The sequence below is a fragment of the Rossellomorea vietnamensis genome (assembly GCF_008180615.1).
In the GTDB taxonomy this organism is placed as follows: domain Bacteria; phylum Bacillota; class Bacilli; order Bacillales; family Bacillaceae_B; genus Rossellomorea; species Rossellomorea vietnamensis_D.
Window position 1 is genome coordinate 48,626 of record NZ_VTEH01000011.1, and the last position, 23,400, is coordinate 72,025.

At 41.0% G+C, this 23,400-nt stretch carries 28 protein-coding genes; 23 read left to right on the forward strand and 5 right to left on the reverse strand.

What is annotated here, in order from left to right; translation table 11 throughout:
* Nucleotides 1–3: 3 nt before the first annotated feature.
* From FZC79_RS13690 to FZC79_RS13720, 7 genes are all read left to right on the forward strand, one after another.
* Entirely contained in the window at nt 4–666 is a 663-nt protein-coding gene (locus FZC79_RS13690; RefSeq protein WP_148947334.1) for a methionine ABC transporter permease, read from the forward strand.
* A gap of 378 nt (nt 667–1,044) precedes the next feature.
* Complete coding sequence (locus tag FZC79_RS13695; protein ID WP_148947335.1) at nt 1,045–1,887, forward strand: MetQ/NlpA family ABC transporter substrate-binding protein; 843 nt, start codon at nt 1,045–1,047, stop codon at nt 1,885–1,887.
* A gap of 212 nt (nt 1,888–2,099) precedes the next feature.
* Nucleotides 2,100–2,612, forward strand: coding sequence for a DUF402 domain-containing protein (locus FZC79_RS13700; protein ID WP_252183329.1), 513 nt, complete (start codon nt 2,100–2,102; stop codon nt 2,610–2,612).
* 5 nt (nt 2,613–2,617) lie between these two features.
* Nucleotides 2,618–3,667, forward strand: coding sequence for an acyl-CoA dehydrogenase family protein (locus FZC79_RS13705; RefSeq protein WP_148947337.1), 1,050 nt, complete (start codon nt 2,618–2,620; stop codon nt 3,665–3,667).
* 162 nt (nt 3,668–3,829) lie between these two features.
* A complete protein-coding gene (gene licT, locus FZC79_RS13710) occupies nt 3,830–4,660 on the forward strand; it encodes a BglG family transcription antiterminator LicT (RefSeq protein WP_148947338.1) in 831 nt (276 codons plus the stop codon).
* Between the two features lie 146 nt (nt 4,661–4,806).
* Nucleotides 4,807–6,669 carry a beta-glucoside-specific PTS transporter subunit IIABC gene (locus tag FZC79_RS13715; RefSeq protein WP_148947339.1) on the forward strand — a complete coding sequence of 621 codons (1,863 nt, stop codon included), beginning with the start codon at nt 4,807–4,809 and terminating at the stop codon, nt 6,667–6,669.
* 62 nt (nt 6,670–6,731) lie between these two features.
* A complete protein-coding gene (locus FZC79_RS13720) occupies nt 6,732–8,159 on the forward strand; it encodes a glycoside hydrolase family 1 protein (RefSeq protein WP_148947340.1) in 1,428 nt (475 codons plus the stop codon).
* A gap of 74 nt (nt 8,160–8,233) precedes the next feature.
* Here the strand turns inward: FZC79_RS13720 and FZC79_RS13725 are convergent, their stop codons facing one another.
* The 3 genes from FZC79_RS13725 to FZC79_RS13735 all read right to left on the reverse strand — a co-directional run bounded on the left by FZC79_RS13725 (nt 8,234) and on the right by FZC79_RS13735 (nt 10,372).
* Entirely contained in the window at nt 8,234–9,151 is a 918-nt protein-coding gene (locus tag FZC79_RS13725; protein ID WP_148947341.1) for a metallophosphoesterase, read from the reverse strand.
* A gap of 38 nt (nt 9,152–9,189) precedes the next feature.
* Nucleotides 9,190–9,912, reverse strand: a complete 723-nt coding sequence (locus FZC79_RS13730; protein ID WP_252183330.1) for a phosphatase PAP2 family protein — start codon at nt 9,910–9,912, stop codon at nt 9,190–9,192.
* A gap of 142 nt (nt 9,913–10,054) precedes the next feature.
* Nucleotides 10,055–10,372 carry an antA/AntB antirepressor family protein gene (locus FZC79_RS13735; RefSeq protein ID WP_252183331.1) on the reverse strand — a complete coding sequence of 106 codons (318 nt, stop codon included), beginning with the start codon at nt 10,370–10,372 and terminating at the stop codon, nt 10,055–10,057.
* 368 nt (nt 10,373–10,740) lie between these two features.
* Here FZC79_RS13735 and FZC79_RS13740 point away from each other — a divergent pair, with 368 nt between their 5' ends.
* The 5 genes from FZC79_RS13740 (at nt 10,741) to FZC79_RS13760 (ending at nt 13,187) form a co-directional block, all read left to right on the forward strand.
* Nucleotides 10,741–11,160 (forward strand): hypothetical protein, encoded by a 420-nt coding sequence (locus FZC79_RS13740; RefSeq protein ID WP_148947344.1) that lies wholly within the window; start codon nt 10,741–10,743, stop codon nt 11,158–11,160.
* 105 nt (nt 11,161–11,265) lie between these two features.
* On the forward strand, nt 11,266–11,664 hold the full coding sequence (locus tag FZC79_RS13745) for a hypothetical protein (RefSeq protein ID WP_435873950.1): 399 nt from the start codon (nt 11,266–11,268) through the stop codon (nt 11,662–11,664).
* A 104-nt stretch (nt 11,665–11,768) separates the two neighbouring features.
* Nucleotides 11,769–12,026: a hypothetical protein gene (locus FZC79_RS13750; protein ID WP_148947346.1), complete on the forward strand. Its 258-nt coding sequence runs from the start codon at nt 11,769–11,771 to the stop codon at nt 12,024–12,026.
* A gap of 107 nt (nt 12,027–12,133) precedes the next feature.
* Nucleotides 12,134–12,559, forward strand: a complete 426-nt coding sequence (locus FZC79_RS13755; protein WP_148947347.1) for an NUDIX hydrolase — start codon at nt 12,134–12,136, stop codon at nt 12,557–12,559.
* 214 nt (nt 12,560–12,773) lie between these two features.
* Nucleotides 12,774–13,187 (forward strand): DUF402 domain-containing protein, encoded by a 414-nt coding sequence (locus FZC79_RS13760; RefSeq protein WP_252183332.1) that lies wholly within the window; start codon nt 12,774–12,776, stop codon nt 13,185–13,187.
* A gap of 286 nt (nt 13,188–13,473) precedes the next feature.
* Here the strand turns inward: FZC79_RS13760 and FZC79_RS13765 are convergent, their stop codons facing one another.
* Nucleotides 13,474–14,142 (reverse strand): HAD family hydrolase, encoded by a 669-nt coding sequence (locus FZC79_RS13765; protein WP_148947349.1) that lies wholly within the window; start codon nt 14,140–14,142, stop codon nt 13,474–13,476.
* Nucleotides 14,143–14,402: 260 nt separating this feature from the next.
* Between FZC79_RS13765 and FZC79_RS13770 the strand changes: the two genes are divergently transcribed.
* The 10 genes from FZC79_RS13770 to FZC79_RS13810 all read left to right on the forward strand — a co-directional run bounded on the left by FZC79_RS13770 (nt 14,403) and on the right by FZC79_RS13810 (nt 20,445).
* On the forward strand, nt 14,403–14,834 hold the full coding sequence (locus tag FZC79_RS13770) for a DUF6526 family protein (RefSeq protein ID WP_148947350.1): 432 nt from the start codon (nt 14,403–14,405) through the stop codon (nt 14,832–14,834).
* Nucleotides 14,835–15,239: 405 nt separating this feature from the next.
* Nucleotides 15,240–16,166, forward strand: coding sequence for an ABC transporter ATP-binding protein (locus FZC79_RS13775; protein ID WP_148947351.1), 927 nt, complete (start codon nt 15,240–15,242; stop codon nt 16,164–16,166).
* Entirely contained in the window at nt 16,163–17,254 is a 1,092-nt protein-coding gene (locus FZC79_RS13780) for an ABC transporter permease (protein WP_148947352.1), read from the forward strand. The genes FZC79_RS13775 and FZC79_RS13780 overlap by 4 nt, the downstream gene beginning before the upstream one ends.
* A gap of 322 nt (nt 17,255–17,576) precedes the next feature.
* Nucleotides 17,577–17,873, forward strand: a complete 297-nt coding sequence (locus tag FZC79_RS13785; protein ID WP_148947353.1) for a hypothetical protein — start codon at nt 17,577–17,579, stop codon at nt 17,871–17,873.
* Nucleotides 17,874–17,888: 15 nt separating this feature from the next.
* Complete coding sequence (locus tag FZC79_RS13790; RefSeq protein ID WP_148947354.1) at nt 17,889–18,170, forward strand: hypothetical protein; 282 nt, start codon at nt 17,889–17,891, stop codon at nt 18,168–18,170.
* A 335-nt stretch (nt 18,171–18,505) separates the two neighbouring features.
* Nucleotides 18,506–18,712 (forward strand): hypothetical protein, encoded by a 207-nt coding sequence (locus tag FZC79_RS13795; protein WP_148947355.1) that lies wholly within the window; start codon nt 18,506–18,508, stop codon nt 18,710–18,712.
* Between the two features lie 50 nt (nt 18,713–18,762).
* Nucleotides 18,763–18,924 carry a hypothetical protein gene (locus FZC79_RS23200; protein WP_187442783.1) on the forward strand — a complete coding sequence of 54 codons (162 nt, stop codon included), beginning with the start codon at nt 18,763–18,765 and terminating at the stop codon, nt 18,922–18,924.
* 416 nt (nt 18,925–19,340) lie between these two features.
* A complete protein-coding gene (locus FZC79_RS13800; RefSeq protein ID WP_148947356.1) occupies nt 19,341–19,583 on the forward strand; it encodes a hypothetical protein in 243 nt (80 codons plus the stop codon).
* 20 nt (nt 19,584–19,603) lie between these two features.
* Complete coding sequence (locus tag FZC79_RS13805; RefSeq protein WP_148992743.1) at nt 19,604–19,978, forward strand: stage II sporulation protein M; 375 nt, start codon at nt 19,604–19,606, stop codon at nt 19,976–19,978.
* Between the two features lie 266 nt (nt 19,979–20,244).
* The gene (locus tag FZC79_RS13810) at nt 20,245–20,445 is read left to right on the forward strand and encodes a hypothetical protein (RefSeq protein ID WP_148947358.1); all 201 of its coding nucleotides are present in this window, start codon (nt 20,245–20,247) and stop codon (nt 20,443–20,445) included.
* A 155-nt stretch (nt 20,446–20,600) separates the two neighbouring features.
* On the opposite strand, the gene FZC79_RS13815 is transcribed toward FZC79_RS13810, so the two are convergent.
* Complete coding sequence (locus FZC79_RS13815) at nt 20,601–21,746, reverse strand: acyltransferase family protein (protein ID WP_148947359.1); 1,146 nt, start codon at nt 21,744–21,746, stop codon at nt 20,601–20,603.
* A 378-nt stretch (nt 21,747–22,124) separates the two neighbouring features.
* Here FZC79_RS13815 and FZC79_RS13820 point away from each other — a divergent pair, with 378 nt between their 5' ends.
* Nucleotides 22,125–23,399 (forward strand): ABC transporter substrate-binding protein, encoded by a 1,275-nt coding sequence (locus FZC79_RS13820; protein WP_148947360.1) that lies wholly within the window; start codon nt 22,125–22,127, stop codon nt 23,397–23,399.
* Nucleotide 23,400: the final 1 nt, after the last annotated feature.

Below are 23,400 nucleotides of genomic sequence, written 5' to 3' on the forward strand. Positions count from 1 at the left end.
TAGATGCTTGAGGTTTTAGTTCAATACGAAGCTGAAATTTGGCGGTCTATCGGACAGACCTTTGTGATGGTCGGCATTTCTATTCTTGCGGCCATTCTGCTGGGGCTTCCCGTCGGTACGCTGCTGTTTCTGACCAGAAAAGGAAATATGCTTGAGAATCAGTGGCTATTTTCGATCGTGAACTTATTGGTGAACATCATCCGTTCGTTTCCGTTTCTGCTATTAGTGGTTTTCTTGATTCCATTCACACGTTTTATCATCGGGACAGCCATCGGAACAGCGGCGGCGACCGTCCCGCTGGCGATTATCGCGATTGCCCATTATTCCCGTTTGGTCGAGCAGTCTTTGCTGGACGTGCCAAGAGGAGTGATGGAGGCGGCCATTTCCATGGGAGCTTCGGTCAAAGAAGTTATATTTAAATTTGTTTATGTCGAAGCTAGATCAGGACTGGTCCTCGGGTTGACGACATCAATCATCAGCTTCATTTCCTACTCTACTATCATGGGGGTCGTTGGCGGCGGCGGAATCGGTGACTTTGCCATCCGCTACGGCTACCAGCAGTTCAAAACGGATCTGATGCTGTACATGATCGTCATCATGATTATCTTTGTTCAGCTGATTCAATTCGCCGGGACGACCGTCGCTCGGTTGATTGATAAGAGGTAGCTGAGGGCTGGAGCATGACCATTCGCTACTTGCATCACTTTGTCGGTCAGGGGTAGATTAGGTGCTTTGGCAAATAATAGAGGGAAAATTTCCCCTTATTTTTGAAAAAACATCAAAAATCGCTTGAATAGAGGGAGAAATTCCCCTTATTTGACCAAAACACTGGAAATTAGGGGCTATTTCTTTGCTTAAGGGGAAAAACTCCCTTATTCACGAGCAAAATGAGCACTCATCTACAAATAGCGGTAAAAATTCCCCTTATTTTTCGCCGCTGGTTACTCATTTAAGGATATTACTCTTATTTTAAAGGAATCGGGATTTGGTTAACAAAAAGGACGTTACAATCAATACCAAATAAATCACCAGGAGGAAAATTACATGAAAAAATTACTTTTACTAGCAGCAGCATTACTATTCGTACTGGCCGGCTGCGGTCAAAACAACAATCAAGGAAATAACGAGGAAAATGCCTCAGAACCAAAAGATCAACCTCAGGAAGAAGTAACCCTGAAGGTAGCTTCTCTGATCCCGCCAATGACCGAAATCGTTGAGCTTGTTAAACCAAAGCTTGCTGAAGACAACATCAACCTTGAAATGGTTGTTCTGGGAGATAATGTCCAGCCAAACACCGCTCTTGCGGCAGAAGAAGTCGATGCGAACTTCTTCCAGCACGTTCCGTACATGGAAGAATTCAATCGCAGCAACGATGCAAACCTTGTTCCGGTTACACCGATCTATTTTGCCAACTATGGTGTGTACTCAAAAGAGTATCCTTCAATGGAAGAACTGCCTGAAGGCTCTGTGATTGCCATTGCGAACGACGTGTCCAATATCGACCGTTCATTGTCCCTGCTTGCGCAGCATGGCGTCATTACTTTGAAAGAAAAAGAAGATGTCTACTACACACAAGCGGATATCATTGAGAATCCGAAGAACTATGAATTCAAAGAAGTCGACCTGCTGATGCTGGCGAGAATGTACGATGACGCAGATGCGGTCGTCATGACACCGGCTTATGCGTCACCGCTTGGATTGACTCCGAAAAGTGACGGACTTCTGACAGAAGGCGTTGAAAATGACTTTGCGATCACATTGGTGGCACGTGAAGATAATGTCGATTCCGAGCCGATCCAAAAGCTCGCTGAAGCGATGACGAGCGAAGAAGTACGCACGTTTTTAGAAGAAAATTACGATGAAACGGCGATTCCGGCGTTTGAATAATTTTCAATAAAGCCCCTTCTCGGGAGTGAGAGAAGGGGCTTTTATCATGCTGAAGGGCCTTTCTTTGTTGCATCATTTCTCAATCCAGAAATATAAATATTAGACTATTTCAACTATTTTGGTATAATTTTACCATAAAATGAACGGGATATTTAAGGGAGTTGGAAGTCCTGAAGAGAAAATATGGAAATCGCCAAGGATGGAAACGGATTTTGGAAAAAGAATATGCCCAGTCCTTTTTGAAAACAGATTCGTTCAGAGGGGCCATCGCCTTATTGCATACAGTAAAGGTTGCTCACCCTTTGATCGTGGGGTACGGCGGCCACACCCATTGCATTGCCGATGACGGGTATATGTGGCTGCACCAGTTCCCTGAGGGAAAGAACCATGTTGTGACGACAATGTTCGACGAAAAGGGTGCTATTGTTCAGTGGTACATCGATATATGTGCAAAGAATCATTTTGAGGATGAGGTTCCCTGGATGGAGGATTTGTATTTGGACCTGGTTGTGCTTCCGTCCGGCAGAGTGATTGAAAAAGATGTGGATGAACTGGAAGAGGCTTTTTCGATGGGAAAGATTGATCAGAAGCTATATGATTTGGCTTGGAAGGAACAAAAAGAGATTTTGCATTTAATTAAAAGCGGGGAGTTCAACTTGTTTGACTTAACCGCAGTGCATAAAGATATCCTTATAAAAAAGCTGAACGAAGGAAGTTCGAGGTGATGTAGTTGAAAGAGTTCACAGAACAAGAGGTGGAGAAAATCCGCTGGAACGAAGAACAAATGGATAGGGAGGGAGCTTTTCCGGACGAGCTCCTTGCTATCATCTATGATAAGCGGTTGTTCAAGTTATTTGTACCTCAGAGGTTTGGCGGCCGGATGACCTCTCTTCCGGAAAGTGTTCGTATTTTTGAAGAGGCTTCATCGGTAAACGGGAGTATGGGATGGCTGGTGACGATCGGTTCCGGAGGTGGATTTTTCTCTGGGAATATGAAGAAAGAAGTCCTGGATGATGTTTTTTTACCACAGAATGCGGTGATTGCGGGAAGCGGGGCTCCAACAGGAAAAGCGGTGAAGTGTGAAGGGGGCTACCGGGTGACAGGGCAGTGGAAGTACTGTTCGGGTGCTGAGTTTGCGACCACATTTACGGCTAATGCGATGATTGAGCATGGTGCTGGGGAAGAACCGGCGATGAGGTCTTTTGCTTTTACTGAAAAACAGGTTGAGATTTTGAGAGATTGGAATGCTTTTGGATTGAAGGCAACAGGCAGCCACTCGATCAAGGTGGAAGATGTGTTTGTTCCTGAAGAATGGACTTTTTCAATCTTTGAAAGTAATGGTGTTGTGGATGAGCCTGTTTTCTCCTATCCATTCATGCCTTTTGCTCAGGCTTCCTTTACAGCAGTGATGCTGGGTCTGGGGCTGCGGGTCATGGAGGAAGCGGGGCACTACTTAGACATGTTGGTGGAAGAGTCTGCTAAAAAACCGGTTCTGAGGAAAGTGCTGGATGAACAGGGAGAAAGATTGGAAGCTGTGAGAAGTACTTTTTATCATACGATTGATGGAAATTGGAGCCTGCATCTAGAAGGTGAATCGGGTCAGGAGCAATATGATGAAGTGAGCGAAGTGTGTGCGGGAACTGCTCAAGGCGTCAGGGAGATTGCTTTTGCCTTGTATCCTTACTTGGGGATGTACGCCGGTGATAGAGATACTCCGTTCAACCGCGTGTTCAGGGATTTGCTGGCGGCTTCGCAGCATGAGTTGATAGGGCCTTATTAATAGTATTTAAATTTTTTGAAAAAGAGGTTGCGTGCATCTTTATTGTGTTGTAATATACTAAGTAAGCGCATACAGAACGGATTGTTACTGTTAAATCAGGCAAAACCGATTCCCTTATAAACGGGGAAGGTTTTGCCTTTTTTGTTATCGGAGGTGGAAGAAGTGAAGATTAGTAAAATACTGAACAATAATGTAATTGTCTCCATGAAAGATGATCAGGAAGTGATTGTCATGGGACGCGGCATTGCTTTTAACAAGCGTGTTGGGGAAGACATCGATGAAGATAAAGTAGAAAAGATCTTCACTTTGGAAGACCAGGATATCACAAAGAAGTTTAAAACCCTGATTGCGGATATCCCAATGGAGTATATGGAACTGTCTGAGGAAGTTATCCTATTTGCAAAGCAAAAGCTCGGAAAAGAACTGAACGACAGCATCTATATTTCTTTAACGGATCATATCCATTTTGCGATAGAGCGGTATAATCAGAATCTGCCTATCAAGAATGGGCTGCTCTGGGAAACGAAGAACCTTTATAAAGAGGAGTTCGAAATCGGCCTTGAAGCTCTGAATAAGATTTGCGACCGCTTTAACGTTATTCTACCGGAGGATGAGGCAGGGTTCATTGCCCTCCATATTGTCAATGCTCAGTTCAATGAGGACATGACCAACACGGTTGATATGACGAAGGTGATCCAGGATGTCTTAACGATTGTCAAATACAGCTTCAAAATCGAGTTCGATGAGTCTTCTTTAAATTATCACAGGTTCATCACGCATCTGAAGTTCTTCGCACATCGCTTGGTCAAAGGGGAGCACCACAAAAACAGTCAGGAAGACGATTTGTTAAATGTCATTATCAATAAGTATCCTGATGCTTATCAATGCTCATTGAAGATCAAGAAGTTTGTGGAAAAGCAATACCGATATGAACTGACAGAAGAAGAACTGCTTTACTTAACCATTCATATCGAACGTGTAGTGAAAAAATAAATACTTTCCGTTTAGGATTGTTACTCTCTTGAGGCAAAACCTGAATTGCGGGAATGGCGGGCAACGTACTTGCTGGTCTTCACGTAGTTTGGGTTTTTTCTTTTGGGAAATGAATTGTTTTTGAAAATTATTGGGGGTGTAAGGATATGAACCATAAAGATTTAGGTATCAAGATAATTGAGTTGGTTGGCGGGGAAGATAACGTTCAAAGTGTCATTCACTGTATGACGAGGCTTCGGTTCAATTTGCGTGACAACAAGAAAGTAAAACGCAGCGAACTTGAAAATCTGGATGGGGTCATGGGTACGAATATAAGCGGATCTCAATTCCAGATTATCATTGGAAATGATGTGCCGAAAGTTTATAAAGAGATCATCAATAATACTAAGTTAAGTGAGGATAGCAACGGAGAAAAATCAGGCAGCAGTAATGTAATAAGCGCGATTTTTGATGTCATCTCTGGTGTGTTTACTCCGATTCTTCCAGCGATTGCCGGCGCTGGGATGATTAAAGGGATCTTGGCCATCCTTGCTACATTCGGCTGGCTTGATGCAGCGTCTCAGACGTATATTATTTTAAATGCCATTGGGGATGGAGCATTCTACTTCCTGCCGATTCTGTTAGCAGTCAGTGCAGCCCGTAAGTTTGGCAGTAACCCTTATATAGCGGCCACCATTGCTGCGGCCATTTTGCATCCGACGTTAACGACTTTATTCAACGCTGGTGAACCTATAAGTTTCATTGGGTTACCTGTAATAGCAGCAGTGTATTCTTCAACGGTTATCCCGATTATCCTATCTATTTGGATTGCTTCATATGTTGAGAGGTTTGTGGATAAATTTACACATAGTTCTTTGAAATTGATTGTCGTGCCGACGTTAACTATTCTGTTTGTTGTTCCGGTAACCTTAATGACAGTAGGGCCGCTTGGAGTTATTCTGGGTGACTATCTATCTAGTGGATTAGGTTTCTTATTTGAAGATTATGGCTTTATTGCAATGGTTTTACTAGCGGGTACTTTCTCGTTAATTATTATGACGGGTATGCATTATGCTTTGGTGCCTATTATGATCAACAATCTTACCGTAAAGGGCATTGATTACTTAATGCCGGCGATGTTCTTGGCGAATATGGGCCAGGCAGGGGCAGCGTTTGCCGTATTTTTAAAATCTAGAAATAAAAAATTCAAATCTCTGTCATTAACGGTCTCTATTACGGCCTTGATGGGTATTACAGAACCTGCCATGTATGGAGTAAACGTAAGACTTAAGAAGCCGTTTGTCGGAGCTTTATTAGGAGCAGCGGTCGGGGGCTTATACTATGCCATTACAGGTGTAGCTGCTTATATCTTAGGAGGAAGCGCAGGTCTGCCGGGAGTTACCTCATTTATTGGACCAACTTTTGTGCACGCACTAATCGGGCTTGCTGTAGCATTCTTTGCAGCCACAATTATTTCTTACCTACTAGGGTTTGAGGATGTTCCGGTTGAAGCTTCAGTTGAAAACGAGGAAGTAACGAAAACAGAAGAAGCTGTGGCTGTAACTAAAGCAGATACGGATTCCGTTTTGATCAGTCCGCTGAAAGGGGAAGTGGTAAAGCTTTCTGAAGTAAGCGACCCAACATTCTCTTCCGAAGTAATGGGAGAAGGAATTGCTGTAAGACCGGTAGATGGCAGGGTTGTATCGCCGGTAAATGGCGTGGTAACCACCCTGTTTAAAACCAAACATGCAATTGGGATTACATCAGAAGAAGGTGTTGAAATCTTGATTCATGTAGGTATTGATACAGTACAGCTTGAAGGTAAATATTTTGAAGCCTTGGTTGCACAGGGAGAAAGCGTACTAGCAGGACAGCCTTTATTGGAAGTGGATATTGAAGGTATCAAGAAAGAAGGCTTTGATACAGTGACACCTGTTATCATCACAAACACTACTTCATTTGCAAAAATAAACAAAACAAATATGGCAGCTGTCACACATAATGACGTTTTGTTACACCTTGAGGCTTAAGAGTTAAAAAAATTATGATATTACTAGTACAATTTTTCACTAAAAAATGGAGGTAATTTGATATGAAATTTCCAGAAAACTTTTTATGGGGCGGCGCAACTGCTGCCAATCAATTAGAAGGTGGATATAACGAAGGAGGAAGAGGGCCGAATTTGGCAGACGTGTTACCAGGCGGAAAAGTACGTATGAAGCTTTTATCGCAGTCTGGCTTCGACTTTGAAATGGATACTGAAAAATATACTTATCCTAATCATGAGGCAATTGACTTTTATCACCGGTATAAAGAAGATATCGCATTGTTTGCCGAAATGGGCTTTAAAGTCTTTCGCATGAGTATTGCCTGGAGCCGGATTTTCCCTAAGGGTGACGAGCTTGAGCCAAACGAAGAAGGATTGGCGTTCTATGATCGGGTTTTTGATGAACTTCATAAGCACGGAATCGAGCCATTGGTGACAATTGCTCACTATGAAACTCCTCTGCATTTAATAAAAGAATATGGCGGATGGAAGAATCGTAAGCTGGTAGATTTCTTCGAGCGTTATGTAACGGTTCTTTTCAACCGCTATAAAGACAAAGTGAAATATTGGCTGACGTTCAATGAAATCAATGGTGCCACTCACTTCCCATTATTCGGTCTTGGATTCTCGGCTACTAGTGATGAAACACGTCTGCAGGAAAGCTTCCAGGGGCTGCATCATCAATTTGTGGCCAGTGCCATTGCCGTAAAGCTCGGTCATCAAATCATTCCTGGTTCTCAGATCGGGTGTATGCTGATCTATGCTCCAACTTATTCCTATGATGCTAATCCGGAAAATGTCATGTACTCATTGGCTGATGGAAGAATGTTCAACTTTTACTGTGGGGACGTACATGTTCGCGGAGAATATCCAACATTCGCAAATCGATTCTTCAAGGAAAACGATATTAAGATTGAAATGGAAGAGGGTGACTTGGAGACAATCAAAGAAGGTACGGTTGACTTCATTTCGTTCAGTTACTACATGTCCAGAACGGAGAAGAAGAATAAAACACCAGAAGAAATCGGAGAAGGAAATCTGATTGGCGGCGTGAAAAATCCATTCCTGAAAGCAAGTGACTGGGGCTGGGAGATTGATCCTACTGGGCTTCGTGTTGCACTAAATGAGCTGTACGGCCGCTACCAAAAACCACTGATGGTTGTTGAAAATGGTTTAGGTGCTTACGATAAGGTTGAGGAAGATGGCAGCATCAACGATGACTACCGGATTGAATATCTTCGCGACCATATCAAAGCAATGGGTGAAGCAATTGAAGATGGGGTAGACCTCATTGGATATACTTCATGGGGCTGCATCGACTTGGTGAGTGCTTCATCCGGTGAATATTCCAAGCGATATGGCTTCATCTATGTTGATAAGCATGATGATGGCAGCGGAACGCTGGAAAGAAGCCGAAAAAAATCCTTCTACTGGTACAAAGATGTTATTGGCAGTAATGGGGAGAATCTATAAAGCATTTCAACACAAGAAAGCGCGAAGAGGGACTGTCCCTTTTCGCGCTTTAAAGTGTATTGGCCAATTTCACATCATGCCTTTGCGGATAATTTGAAAAATGTGATTTCTGGTGGACAATTGATCCTGATTGGGAGCAGGCTGAACCCAATCCCGCGATTTACATAAAGGCTGTTTCCATTACTGCCGTAACTCTCATCAGTCCAGCCGTCGACATGAGCATTTTTAGCTCCAAGATCCTTATATGACCAGTCTGGAGTGAAAGGTATCCGGATTTGTCCTCCATGCGTGTGGCCTGCAACAGCTGCTGGTGCAGAATCAGGCGGCAGTTTTTTAAACGCTTCAGGATTGTGCATCATGAAAAGCCTTGGGGCGTCCTCTGGAATATTCTCCAATGCTTTTGGAGCATCCACATTACCAGGCCAGCTTGCCCCCAGTCCGCCCAGGTAAAGGGTATTTTCATTCTCCCCATTAGTGGTTATTTCATTGTTTTCTAAAGTAAGAGGAACAGACTCATTCTGAAGCATGCGGATGCCTTTCTCCCCTAAAATGCGGTCTACACGATCCGCTGTTTCCTGGTTAATTCTGTCATCTTTTTTATCCATAGCATAATCATGATTTCCGAGAAGAGCAAAGACAGGTATATCAGCCTCCTCTAATGGTGTCAAAGCATCTGCGACCTTCTCCATTTGTACCGTGTTGTCATCTGCAGGATGATAGACATAGTCTCCCAGGAGCAGTACAGCTTGAGGTTCTTCTTCAATAATCTTATCCACTGCACGGGGAATAACAGAGTCATTATCCATCCACATTCCGACCTGAAAATCTCCTAATACCGCTATGTCTTTCCCATCCCAAGCTTGGGGAAGGTTGGGTATCTCTGCTGTTTCTTGTTCAACAGCAATCGTATAAGGCTCAATAATACCCCAGGTTAATAGAAGGAAGAGAGCTGTGCCTATTGTAATTCCGGCTCTTTTAAAAAATTTTTTCATACATAATGCCTCTCTTCTTCTCAGTATAATAATTCTCTCTAGAACAATTCAGAGAAAAATTCGCGTGTTGCCTTAATGGGCCGCACCTCACTCCTGCTCCGCCAATTGACATATTCAAGTGCCAGGATACAAAGGATCAGCCAGAACCCTCCGGCCAGCTGCCCGGCAAGAACATCTGTAGGAAAGTGGGCGCCCAAGTAAATTCTGCTTATGCCAATGAAAACAAAGAGTAACGCAGCGATAGTCGAGAGTGTCCATTTAGCAGCAAGGGAAAGGCTGCTTCTGACAACGAGATAAATTAGGAATCCATAGAATATCAAAGATCCCATTGAGTGGCCGCTTGGGAAGCTGAAGCCGACTGCATCAATCTCCGGATTAATCGACGGTCGTCCTCTTTCGTAAAAGGTTTTTAAAAGTTTGGTAAGCAGTCCGCCTGCACCTATGGCCAGGATGAAGAAGAGAATCCCCCATTTATCCTTAAATTTAAACCACAGGACCCCTATCGTTATGATTGAAGCAGTGGTAATGAACCATACAGAGCCAAGCTCGGTTATGAAGACCATAAACTGATCAAGGCCAGAGCTCTCAATTGAAATAAAGAAATCGATGATGGCGTCATCAAAGGTTTTAACCTCATTTTCAAGCAGGCCCTCTGCTATCTCTGAAAACCCATAGATGAACAGACCTGATATGACGAACCCGATTACAATTAACAGGACTGGAAATCCGGCTTTTTTGACTTCTTGTTGTTCTGGTTTCAAAAGAATCCCTCCGTTTCTAGTGAAAATAAAAAAGCCGTGGAAGGTATCCATGGCTTACGGCTTTTAGTGCTGCTATTCTTTTCTTACCCTTTATGAAGAACTTATAACTTGTTCTCCCCTGTGTAAAAGCAGAGAACGGCAACTAGGCTCTCTGAATGTTCGTAATCTGTGTAATCGGTACTCCGGCCATTGGGAGCATCTGCTGTAATTCCTCCCCGACAACCGGGATGTAATCAGTGCCTTCCCGGAAACCATACCGTTCTTTTATATAAATATCGAAGTTGCATTTGACCTGAAGGGCGATATCGCCTTCGCGGTCGAACGGAGGGGAAACAGTCTGAACATCAAATTGATTGCCGTTTTTACTGAAGGCATTTATGGTTTTGATCGCTTTTGGTTTGTAATTTTTCACGGCTTTGGGAGTGAAGGAAAAAGTCACCCAGCCAGTTGCGTTAATCATGGAGAACACCTCGTGAATCTATTTTTTGTTATGAAAGGTATTCTTGAAGTATAGCAGAAGATAGCAGCGGAGGCATTTACTTGTATTGGAAGTGAAGGATTCTGCTTGGGCTTAATTCGGGTTGAAGGTGCCCAAAGATTCTTCTATTCTGTCTTGCAAAAGGCTCTTCAAATATAGTTTTCTGTAAAAAATTGCTCTAAAAAAGCCAAAGGTGCTAATGATGGTGTTAAATGGCTTGTCAATTCGCATCCCGTTCTTGCGGATATAAGCGTTTTAAGTAATTATGTGATAAAATTGTAAAAAATGGATATTGCATTAACGGGTTAGGTTAAAAAGCCACAATCATTTTGTTTATTTGGGGGTGGGCGATGGTTATCAGGAAAATTGCTGTATCTTTGCTGACAGGGACATTTATGATCATTATTTTTTCAATGTTAGCTGAGAGATTGGCGGTTGGGCTGGCAATTGGCATGTATTTGCTGCCAATTCTTTTTATATACGGTATCCCTTCTTCAGTATTGTCAGACTTTGCTACCAGTAGATTAACAGGTTTAAAACGAGCTGGTGCATCTTTTCTCGTTCATACTTCTATGGGTTTACTTTTCGTAGCAGCCCCTATATTACTGACTGGAAGTAAAGGAGGAATAGAAAATTTCCTTTCCCCTTTTGTGGTTTTAACAGCCATTATATTTTGGCTTATAGATGAAGGTATCAGGAGTCATAAATTCAAACAAATATTGGTTAAAGTCAAGGGGTTTCTAAATGAAATTGGCGAACTTAGAATTTGAGTTTTCCTTACTCAATGCTATAAAGAAAGGGGATCGAACAAGCAGCCGCCGTTTGTTTCAGTAAAGAGAGATTAATTGAAAATTACCTTTATGTATATAAAAGAGGTGAGTGAATTGAAATTTAAAAAGTTATTCTGCGGTTTGACTGCATTAGCTTTATTAATGTTTACAGGATGCAATATTCAAGGGGGAACTACAACAGTGTCAAGTGATCGTATTGATGCTGCTGAAGTATTAACATTGAATTCTGATGCTGATATTTTTCAGTATGATGGAGTAATCTACAAAACTAATATTGATTGGGTAGAAGAGTTATCTTTAACAAAAGATGTTCAAATCGGTGAAATAAAAACAAAAAATGATACTAATACAGATTTTAAAAATGAGATGTCAAATAAACTCCCTGTTGGTACAAAGATTTTTTCCACAAAAGAAAGAGGAGATATTTTAATTGTTGAATCTGAAGGAAAAATCAAAAAATACCTGGCGATCGTCGAAGGGTGAAACAATATCTCGTTCAACGGGGACGTTTGCCGAACAAGCGGCCGTCCCCTGTATTGTCCAATTATTGGGGCAGAATGATTGAACTAGGATTAAGGAGGATTTAAATGAAAAACTGGTGGAAATGGTTTTATACATCTTTTATTATGTTGATTACATTCACAATTTTTCAATTTCAATTCTTAACGTGGCTTACTCAAGAAAGTTTAGATACCTTTTATCTTTCTGGCTGGGTAATTTCTTTATTATTTGCTGGTGGATTATTAATTTATAAATGGAAAAAAGAGAGGAACATCGAAGAAATAAAAAAGGAAAACGAACGATTGAAGGAAGCAGTAGAGTATTATCGTCACAAGGCGGAGTGAAAAAGGTAGATGACCTATCTTCAAGTATTGGGGCAGGTTAGTTGAATATTCCAAGGTTAAATTATATAAAAAAAGCGAATGTGAATTGTGATACGAGGGGGAGAATAATGTTCAATTTGGGTGCTTTTGCAATTATTCTTGATGAAGATAAAAGAGTATTACTTTGTCATAGGAGAGATTATGATTTATGGAACCTTCCAGGAGGTGGAGTAGAAAAGAATGAATCACCTTGGGAAGCGGTTATCAGGGAAGTGAAAGAAGAAATTGGTCTTGAAGTGGAAATAGAAAAAGTCTTAGGATTGTATAACAAACCAGCAAAAAATAATTTGGTTTTCTCATTTTTGTGTAAAAAAATTGGCGGCAAATTAACTTTGACTGACGAGGCTGACAAGATTGATTGGTTTCATTTAAGTGAGATACCGAATAATATCCCTGAAAAGCAAAGAGAGCGAATCTTTGATTTCTTTCAACATAGTGATGTTGTGATGAAAAATCAAAGTGGACCATCATTTATCGAAAGTCAAAGTAATTAAGTATTATTGAGTAAATATACAATGAAATAATAGTACATCTTAGTATTCAACAAACGGGAACGTTTGCTATACAAACAGTTGCAGGGTAGTAAAAGAATTCATAGGGGGTATTATTCTGAGTGAAGTTATAAATATTAAAGCATTGAAGTATCCTAAATCATTACATTATGAATGGCAAGGTGAACTAATTAGCCAAACATCAGAGTACGTCATAGTGCTTTGTAAACCAGGTAGAAAGTTAAAGCACTACTCAAGAGATACAACATTTATATTTGATAATACATCATTGGAATACTTCTCTCTAAAAGAAGGTTTCACAGTAGCGATGGAAATTAAAAATGGCAGTATTGTCTCTTATTATTGTAATGTTGCTTTGCCGTCGGTATTAAGAGGCAATGAAATATCTTTTGTTGATTTGGACTTAGACCTTGTAAAAAAGCAAGATGAGCAATGGGAAGTTATTGATGAAGAAGAATTTGAAACAAACAGCTTAAAATATAATTATCCTCTAGAATTAAAAGAAGGTGCTATTCTGTCGTTAGAAGAAATGAAAAGTAAGGTTAAAAACCAGGTATTTCCCTTTAACGAATCAGTCTTAGAAAGATTTAAACACCATCTTCCATTATAGGGGGCTTTAATTAAAGATCGTAATTCCACACCAATTTATATTACAAGTCAAAAAGACTCGTCAATCAAGTTCATTTGTTGGGTTCGATTACCCAAAAAAGAAACCATATAAGTATCTCAAGAAAGCTTCAGAATCTGTATATGCCTAAGATCAAGTAGGAATTATGCCGCCTAGTGAAACTGTGGACCTGGGGCAGAAATTAACTAGACCCTATAAAGCAGACAAATAAAAAAGGTTTAATAGAAGGTTCGAGCCATTCTTTTAAACCTTTTTTTATCGCAACTTATTAAGCAAATATAGCCCACTTATTCTCTTCCGCTACTTTAAGCATGCCTTGTTTAGGGTTAACCAGAACCGGGTTGCTCACAAAGTGAAGCAGGGGAATATCGCTTTCACTGTCGGCGTATGCCCAAATTTCTTTTGGTGGATTTTCAGTGGGGTGCTGCTGGTTCATCCACTCCTGCAATTTCGCTACTTTGACATCGCCGTTTACAATTTGTCCGATTTCGCCTGTACATTGGCCGTCCTGGTCGAACTGCAACTCTGTGCTCAGCACATGAACATCTTTTAATTGAAGATGTTTGATAAAAGCATTCAGGAACGGCTGGAGCGCGCCTGATAGCACAATGACCGTGTCTCCGTTCTTCTGGTGATCGTGGATTCTGCTGACAAGGGTGTGGTGCACTTCCTCTTTTCCGTGATCCACGAGTTCCTGGAAAAAGAGATCTAGTTCTTCCGTGGTCTTGCCTTTGAACGTCTTCGCAAAGGCCCTGAAAAAATCGTGGCGGAACTTGTTTTTTCCTTTTAGTAAGCCGCCGGCAGATGCCTTAGCTAGTCCTGCAGCAACAATCGCCCACTGCTTGGCGGTGAATGTTTCTTTTCCGACTGAGAACATGGCCTTGAAGGAATTTCCTTGATAAAGTGTTCCATCAAAGTCTACCGTAATAATTGCCAAACCCGAACACCTCGCTTTTTTAGTAAGTATAGGACAGTTGGTATGTTTTGTAAATGAACGGGAAGGGCTAGTTCTGTTTTACTTTAGTACATAAAAGCGCGAAGAGGGACTGTCCCTTTTCGTGCGTTAATGTAGTGAAGTGTTTTTTTCATCAGGGTCAAGGAGAGCGAGCTTAATCCATGGTTTTATAAATACGGCTGCGCTCATATTATGAAGGGATAACACAAATAAGCTAGAATAAGATAGAGGGACAGGGGGTAATGACAATAAAACAAGATTATAAGAATCATACACAGGCAGATTCGCTCTTTATAGGAGGAATTGGCCTGCTTTCGCTTATTGCGTTCATTTTATCGATTGTATTCTTCTTCCAAAACGTGGGGGACCAGTGGCTGCTGAGCGTGATTGTATTATTGTTTGCACTGATTTTTTTATTTGTGACAGTGAGGCTGAGAGGGTATGCCCTGAAGCTTCAGGATCGGATCATTCGTGGAGAAGAGAACTTCCGGTATTATCGATTGACTGGGAATCTATTAGATTCCAGGCTATCACTGAAGCAGGTGATTGCCCTGCGTTTTGCGGATGACGCGGAGTATCCTGATTTAGTGGATCGTGTCTTATCGGAGAACCTTTCACCTGATGAAATTAAGAAGGCAGTACAAAATTGGAAAGAGGACCACCACCGCGTATAATGAGGAGGGAAACAGCTTATAAGAGGCTGTTTTCTTTTTTTGAGGCACTTTCTAAACCCGGTGAGACAGTCGGAGCTGACTAGTATGTTTCCGCTTTTTAAAATAGGGGAATAAACTTCCCTTAATTACTAAATAGAACGGAAAAAGGCTTAAATAGAGGAACGATTTTCCCTTATAGGCCTCCAACACTAGCAAAATAGGTATTTTTCTATAAATAAGGGAAAAATCTTCCCTTAATTACTCTAAAATGAGAGTGAATCTGCAAATAGCGGAAATATGTTCCCTTATTTCTCTCGGGAACATTTGCCCGTCGGCTCTCTCCCACCCACCAGCCGCAATCTTTGTGGAAGTAGTGATAAAAAAAGCTTATTAAATAAATCAACTGCAATCCTAAGGAGGTTTGTCATGAATAATGAAATAATGGTAGATGTTCAAAATCTTGTGAAGCGCTACGGCTCGATTACGGCTGTGAATGGAGTGGCTTTTCAAGTGAAAAAAGGAGAAATATTCGGCTTGCTTGGACCCAATGGTGCCGGAAAGACAACGACAATTGAAATGCTGGTCGGCCTCCGCAAGCCAGACGAAGGAACAGCGGCATTGGCAGGCTTCGATGTCCGCAAACAAGTGAACAAGGTCAAAGAGGTGATTGGCGTACAGCTTCAGTCCACCTCCTTATTCGAATTATTGAAAGTAGAAGAAATTCTGCACTTATATGCAAGCTTTTATCCGAATAACGTCAACATCAACGAATTAATAGAGGATATGCTGCTGACTGAAAAGAGGAAGGACCGGATTAAAGGTCTTTCAGGCGGGCAGAAACAGCGGCTTGCTATTGCGCTGGCTCTGATTCATGATCCGGAAATCGTGTTTCTTGATGAACCGACGACCGGTCTCGATCCGCAAGCGAGGAGAACGCTATGGGATATTGTCCTGCATTTAAAGGAGCGGGGTAAAACAGTCATTCTTTCCACTCACTATATGGATGAGGCCCATGTGCTCTGTGACCGCATCGGCATCATGGATCAAGGGGAGTTGATCGCTCTCGATACACCAACTAACCTGGTAAAAAAATTGCAGTCGACCAGCACGGTGGAATTTCACCTGAAAAACCCTCCTGAAAAAGATTGGTTCATGGCGATGGAGGGAGTCGGCGAAGTGTCCATCAAAGATACCTTTGTCCAGCTGTCTACGGACGATCTGCAGCTGGCCTTGACCTCCCTGATTCATGCGTCCGAGCAGCATCAATTTAAATTTGAGGATCTTCAAACACGCTTGGCGACTTTGGAAGATGTCTTTATTCATATGACAGGAAGGAGCATCAGAGAATCATGAGAGCATATTGGCAGTTAACATTGGCGCAGCTGCGTATTTTTGCACGAAATAAGCAGGTGCTGCTCTTCACGTTGCTTTTTCCCATCATCTTAATGCTGGCACTGGGTTCGCTTGTTGGAAAAGAAAATTCTGTTTCTTTGTCCGCCGGGGTGGTCGATCTCGATCAAACCGCTGCATCCAATGATATAAAGGACCTATTTTACGAAAATAAAGCCGTTGAAACAGAAAGTTTTGAGAATGTAGAAACTGGTAAAAAGGCTGTTGAGAACGGAGATATCCAGCTTCTTATTGAAATACCCGCAGGATATGGAGAAAATCTGAAGGGGGAGAATTCAGCCTTCTCGCTTCCGGTTTATTATAACGAAAAAAACCTCGAAAACGCCGAGCTTGGCATCACGGTTATAAATGGAATTATTGATCAATACAGCAAAGACCTTGTGGATTATCAACCACTCGTGACCGTTGAAAAGGTTGGCATTGAGGCTTTGAATCTCCGTTACGTCGATTTCCTTGTGCCGGGGATTGTCGCGTTGATGATTTTGAACAACAATATGAATGGCGTTGCTGGCCAAATCTCAGCGTGGCGTGAGAGAGGGATTCTTCGCAGGATGCAGGGAACAAGGTTAAAAGCTTCGACTTTCATTGCGGCGCAAATCTCAGCCAGGCTGATGCTTAATGGGACGCAGGCACTGCTGGTCGTCCTCATCGCCAATCTCATCTTCGGAATCAATGTCGCAGGCTCATGGCTCGCGCTTATTTTCTTCATTATACTCGGAACCCTGACCTTTATGTCACTTGGCTTTGTCATTGCCGGTATGGCCAAAAACCCTGAAAGCGCGGGCCCGATTGCTGCGTTTGTTACGTTTCCCCTATTGTTCCTGGGCGGAGTATTTTTTCCAGTCAGTGACATGCCGGAAATGGTTCAACCGGTTGTTAACATCCTTCCTATTGCCCATCTAAGTTCAGCTCTGCGGGAGATAATGAATCTGGGAACACCGTTTTTGGAGCTGGGGACGGAAACTCTGATTCTGGGTGTGTGGCTGGTCGGCGGATTTATGCTTGCCAGTTATGTGTTTAAGTGGGAGTGACCACTAATATCCCCCTGAAAAATAGTGTGATAGATAAACGATGGTACACCTGAATCGTGGAATGACAGTGTAAGATAGCATAAAAAATAGCACCCTAATATCGACTTTGACAATAGAAGTTGTCATCGAGCGATTTAGGGTGCTGTTTTATTTTTTATTTGGCATGCGCTTTTAAACTGCCCCAAGAAAATCTCAGGATTGATAACATTTTGTGGTAAAATATACTGTAATATTATGAAAATTCAGTTCTTCATTAATGGGTAGGATTGTTCAAAAAGAAAACAATTGATCGTTGTAAATTAAAATATTCGGAGGAATAGGTATGTGGCTGGTATTAGGGGTCGTTGCAATAGTAGTAACCTTTAAAAATCTTTATATGGTCGCAGCAGGAAAAGACTATAAACTTGCTATGGCGATGGGATTATCATTTACAGCATTAACACTTTGTGCAGAACACAGTTTTGTATCGGAGTTGGTAATAAGGGAAGATATGTCAGCTTTAAGTGAAGTCCCCAATTATGATAGGGAATTATGGTTTTTGACAATAGCTTCTATCTTGCTAAATATAGCTCCAATATTTTTAGAACGAAAAGCCAAGAAAAAGTTAGAGAGTAAATAGTTAGGGGGAGTTCAGTTGGATGAGAAAAAACGTAGATTATCATTGACTGGTGCAATTGTTATCTTAAGTATCTGTATACTAGTTTCCGCCTTTACCATCTCAAGTGCGATAAGGGATTCATCAAGGAAAGGCAGCCCAGAGCCAGAAGAGCAATTTCGATATGAGTTTATTTCAGCGAATGAACAAAATGTAATCCTATTTGATAAGAAAACGGGAGACTATTGGAGGAAGTTTATCGAACCAAACGAAGGGCCAACTGAATGGGAAAAGCAGCCCTCTCCACTTGAAATTCAATAGAGAGTTGTACGATTAGGGCGATTGCTTAAAAAAGCAGTGCCCTTTGTTCGTCTAATAAAATTTTTATTGAGTATTTCAAATAAAGAAATCCGGAGGTAAGCTTTAAGGTGAAATTAGGACCTATCCTTAATTCCATCTTTACTACTCTTAACCGCTATTCTTTTTGTTGTCTGCTTTAATTTGAAAAAGAAAACGATAAGTTACCTTCGATCGGGATATTAAACGGGATTTTCGAAACTTAAGTAAATGAGTATCGTCTAATTATTAACGTAATTATCGGGGGCGGAACTTAAATTGCCAGTTTTTCGTCAAAAGGTATAAAGGGGGAATAATCAGTGAAGGAATTTCGTGAGAATTTGAAATACGCTGGAATCATTTTAGGGGTGTCGATGCTGATTTTCTTAGCAGCGGGTTATGGTAGTGGTTCATACAACTGGAACACCTTCTACCTATTTTTTATGGGAGCTGTTTTTGGTAACAGTGTTGGATTGATGAGAAATAAACAGAATTTTAGCGGGAACTTGAAACGAAATTTAAAATAGGGAATGGAAATGTAGTTATGTTATAGGTGGCGTTGCTAAGGAGGTAATGTGTGTCAAAAATTATTGAAGAAACGCAACTCCCAAAGGATATGGAAAACGATAAAGAGGAACCAATAACTCAAAAAGAGGCTTTAGATGGATGCGCCGGTTGTTCAGCTTTTGGATGTTTACCGTTTGCTTTAGGTATAGCTTTTATTATTAAACTTTTTTGACTTGATTTGCTGCTCAACATCTTTATTAACATCATTTCGATAAATGGTGGACATAATAAGAAGTTGCGGAGCTTTGTGAGTACTGGTTAGTCGTATATTCAAGTTGGCCTGCTCACCTTTATTTCAGTTCCGATGAGCAAAGGAGGAGATAGTATGACAAAAAATAAAATGATGATAATTGCTGTTTTTTCAATAGGCTGCATATTATTTCTTACTTATAAAGCCATAAGCAACCAGGATTATTCCTACCTAACTGGAGTGATTAGCATACTTGTTATCTTCTTTTTCAAGAAGCGAGAGTACGATAGGAGTAAAGAACGATTTGAATAAGAGGGCGTTTGCTGAAGGAGCAGCCGGCCCTTGTTCTAGTAAAGGGATAGTTTAATAAGTAGTTTAATAGGAGGGTCAAATATGAAATGAGTATAGATAAAGTGAAAGGGAAATTTGTATTAGAGTATCACTTATATAACCAATTTTACAGGAAAAGTATATTTGCTGTATTGATTTTAGGTATATTAACAGCTCTAATTTTCCTCTTTTCCTCATTTTATTTTGAAAATTTTATAGTGGAGCAAACGCATCTTATTGCTGAACAGATGTTAGATGACAAGGAAGAGCCAGCAAATGTACAAAAGTTTTATTCTATTCTATTCTATTGAATAACTTGTTTATTGGGTTGATGATTATCTTATGCGGGTTTATTCCTGTATATGGACTTCCTTTTATTTACGGCTTACTTTCTTTTGCATCCGTAGGAATAGTTGCTGGTTACGGTGTTATTATGAATCATAACGTTTTACAAACAATGGTTGTAGCATTTCTACCCCACGCAGTAATTGAAATTATTCCTATTCTTTATAGCGTAGCAATAGGTATGTATATTAATAAAAATATGTTTTATAAGGTTTTTCATAGAAAGAAAAACTCCGAAAAATTCAAGGGAATGTTAAGGCAAGGTATCACAAGCTATATAGTGATTATCATTCCTTTATTTATACTTGCTGCTCTGGTTGAAGCTTTTATCACTTCTCGTCTCGTGGATATTTTCTTATAACTTTTCTTTTAGAAAAAATGTTCATTTGATTAAACCATCTTAGGATGAGTAATAAAGTGCCCTTTACAAACGGAGGCGTTGATCCTAGAAGGATTAACGTTAGTGTTTAACATTTTTTGCATAACAAGAGTAAACGTTTCAAATTAAGGGTTGAATTTATCCGAGAACTCACAAAGAAAAATACTATTACGAAAATATCATTATTATCTTTAGCATTATCCCTTGGCACCACGGTATGGTTACTAACGCTTTTAATAGAAGATAAAATGTTGGAAAGAACAGTTTCTGAAAAACTTGAAGAGACATATGCCACTGAGGATTTTTCAATTCAATTCGTTGAAGAATTAAGCAAGGACAGTATTCTTGTAAGTTATCAACTTGAAGGGAATGAACCGACCTTTATAAGTTTCTATGAAAGGGATAACGGTCATTTAGTTCTCGTAAACACGAGGGAGCTTGAGGAATAAAAAAGAACTTTCGCTATAAAACAACACATAGAAAAAAGCTTGGGATCTCCCAGGCTTTTTTTCTGTGTTAAATGTTTGTAATCCTATATTATGTACGGGCTATTTTGACGCGATTTTACGCTTTCCCCACGTTATCGGAACGACTTAGGATACTATTAAATGCTGACTTCTGGTTTAGCTGGCGGCGGCAAGGAAGCCTGGCGCTTCTTTCCTCGGAGTCCAAATAGAATTCTAAGGAATGGGAGGGTGCGAATCACAAAATGATAGATGAAAGCAATGATGAGAAATGAAACCACTATCAGAAAGATAAATTTCAATGAAATTGGCCAGCTCCAATCTTTGATTAAGAAACCTATTATAACGATAACCGGCTGATGCAGAATATAAAAAGGCAAGGAGGCCTCACTGGTATACCGGAGAAGCTTGTTAGAAAAAGACAAGTACCTGTCAGCCATGTAATAGAAGAAGAGAATTACGTTCAAGCTTCCGATTACAGCCAGACTGGTGAACAGGGTAAACGCCATCGATCCTCTTTCAGGAAAATCGAGCATGAACCAGAGAGCATAAGAAATTGCTGCGGTTAAACCCAGTATGAGATGAACCGGAAAGGTCTTTTTTAATAGCGAAAGTAATTGGTCACTGCTGAAAATATAGTAACCGGCAAGAAATAGCAGCAGGTAAACGAGCAGATCCCATCCTCCGAGATGGACGGTTTCAACAAAGGCAGCCACTGCGATCAGGGCGATGTGCAAAAGGATCAAATGAAAAGGTGTGACATTTTTAAAAGACTTTGTTTTATTGAATAAGTGCATTGTTATAAATGAAAAGAGGATCAGGGCAAGCAGGTACCATAGGTGCAGGCCGACGAATGCGAAGTTTCCGGTAGCGCCGATTTCTAAATATAGTCCCTTGTAAGCCAGGGGAAGAAACTCCAGGAACGAACCTGTGAACTGGTTGTTATCTAAACGTTCAATATAAACTTGCGGTGGAGACAGGATCAATACCCCGAATACCAGTGGAATCCCGAGACGCAGCAGCCTTTCATTCATATAGGTTCCCATGCGCCTTTTTTGCAGGGAGAAGTAGGAGCTGATGCCGGAAATCACAAAGAAGATGGGCATGATCCAGGTACCGATCAGGAGGGAGAACGCCAGAATAACAGAGCTGTCCAATTCATTATTTTTCACATGCCAATCAAAAGGGTTAAAAAACATTGAGCAATGATATAAAAAAACAAGCAGAGTGGCTATGACCTTCAACCAATCCAAATCATATCTTCTCGTGACCTGCTGCTTTTCCATAATGAAATCTCCTTTGAACTAATCTATCCAATTCCATTCTATTCGGCGGGGTGGGGAGTTTTTCCTTCTAAATCAAATCGGAAACACATTTCTCCTGACCGAGGAAGCCTCACCTTTATACAGATCTCACCGCAAATCCATCACACCCCGACCGAAGCAGTCCCATCCTCTTGATTTAGGCATTTGCGAAACCGGTTTACTAAAACACAAAGAATTTTTTTAAAAAACCTATTGAAAACGGATACAAAAGTGTTATAATCGTCAATAGAAACAGAATCAATTGATTTTTTTTAACCATTTACGAAACCGGTTTCGTAAATGGTTGTGGCTAAATTGGTTGAAACTATAGAAAGAACTATTAATGGAGGGGTATAAGATATGAAACTAAAAAAGAGTTTCTTGGGTGCTTTGCTGCTAAGTTCAAGTGTATTTCTTGCTGCTTGTAATGGAGGAGAAGAATCTTCAGGTGATGGAGAAAAGGTAACCCTGGATTTCTGGTTGTTCGGAGCAACGAATTATGAAGCGTTAGCAGAGGAATATGAAAAAGAAAATCCAGATGTGAATATCAATATCAAAACATCTGAATTAGGAGATCACCACAATAGTTTGTTCACGGCCATTTCTTCTGGTACAGGAGCTCCTGATCTAGCGATGATCGAAGTTGATCAGTTAGACCGTTACCGTGAAGCGCAGGATCGGTTCGTGAACTTATATGATTTAGGTGCTGAAGACATTAAGGGTGAGTATTTGGACTGGAAATGGAGAGGTGCTGAGAATGGCGAAGGAGATTTCTTGTTCGGCCTTCCTACTGACATCGGTCCAAAAGCAATGTACTACCATACAGAGGTTTTTGAAGAAGCAGGCCTGCCGACAGATCCTGATGAAGTAAACGAGTTGATCTCAACTCCAGAAGCCTTCAAAGAGGCAGCGAAGAAAGTGCTTGATGCAACAGATAAGCCGATGGTAGACAGTATGGAAATGGCGTTTCGTGCCAATATGGATGCTCTTGAAGTGAGTTATTTCAACCGTGATGGCGAGCTTTTAATCGGTCAGGGAGATAGCGGCGTGAAAGAAGCCTACGATTTTGCCGTTGAATTAGATCAAGAAGGATACGTTGGTAATTTTGAAATGTGGACGCCTGAATGGGCAAACGCATTGAATCAAGGCGGATTTGCTGTAGAAATGGCACCAGCTTGGTTGAAAGGATACATGACAGAAAATGCTCCTGAAGGCGAAGGGAAATGGCGCGTGACAACATTGCCTACTCAATTTGCGGGTAACTGGGGCGGTTCTTATGTCACTATTCCTGCTGAAACCAAACATAGCGAAGAAGCTTATGAATTTGCTGAATGGCTTCTTTCTCCAGAGAATCAATTAACATCGTTTGTTGAAAATGGTCTATTCCCATCTGCACCAGCTGTATACGAGATGGATGAATTCAAAAATAATACAGATGACTATTTCGGCGGTGAGAATACAGCCAAATACTTTGCGGAAGCAGCTAAAGAGATTCCTGAAGTATACAAAGGGCCTAAATATGTGTCTGTGAATAATGAAGTTTTAACAGCTCTTCGAAATGTTCAAGAAGGCGGAGATCCTGAAAAAGAGTGGGATGCTGCTGTCAAACGTATAGAAGATTTGATGAAACGGTAAT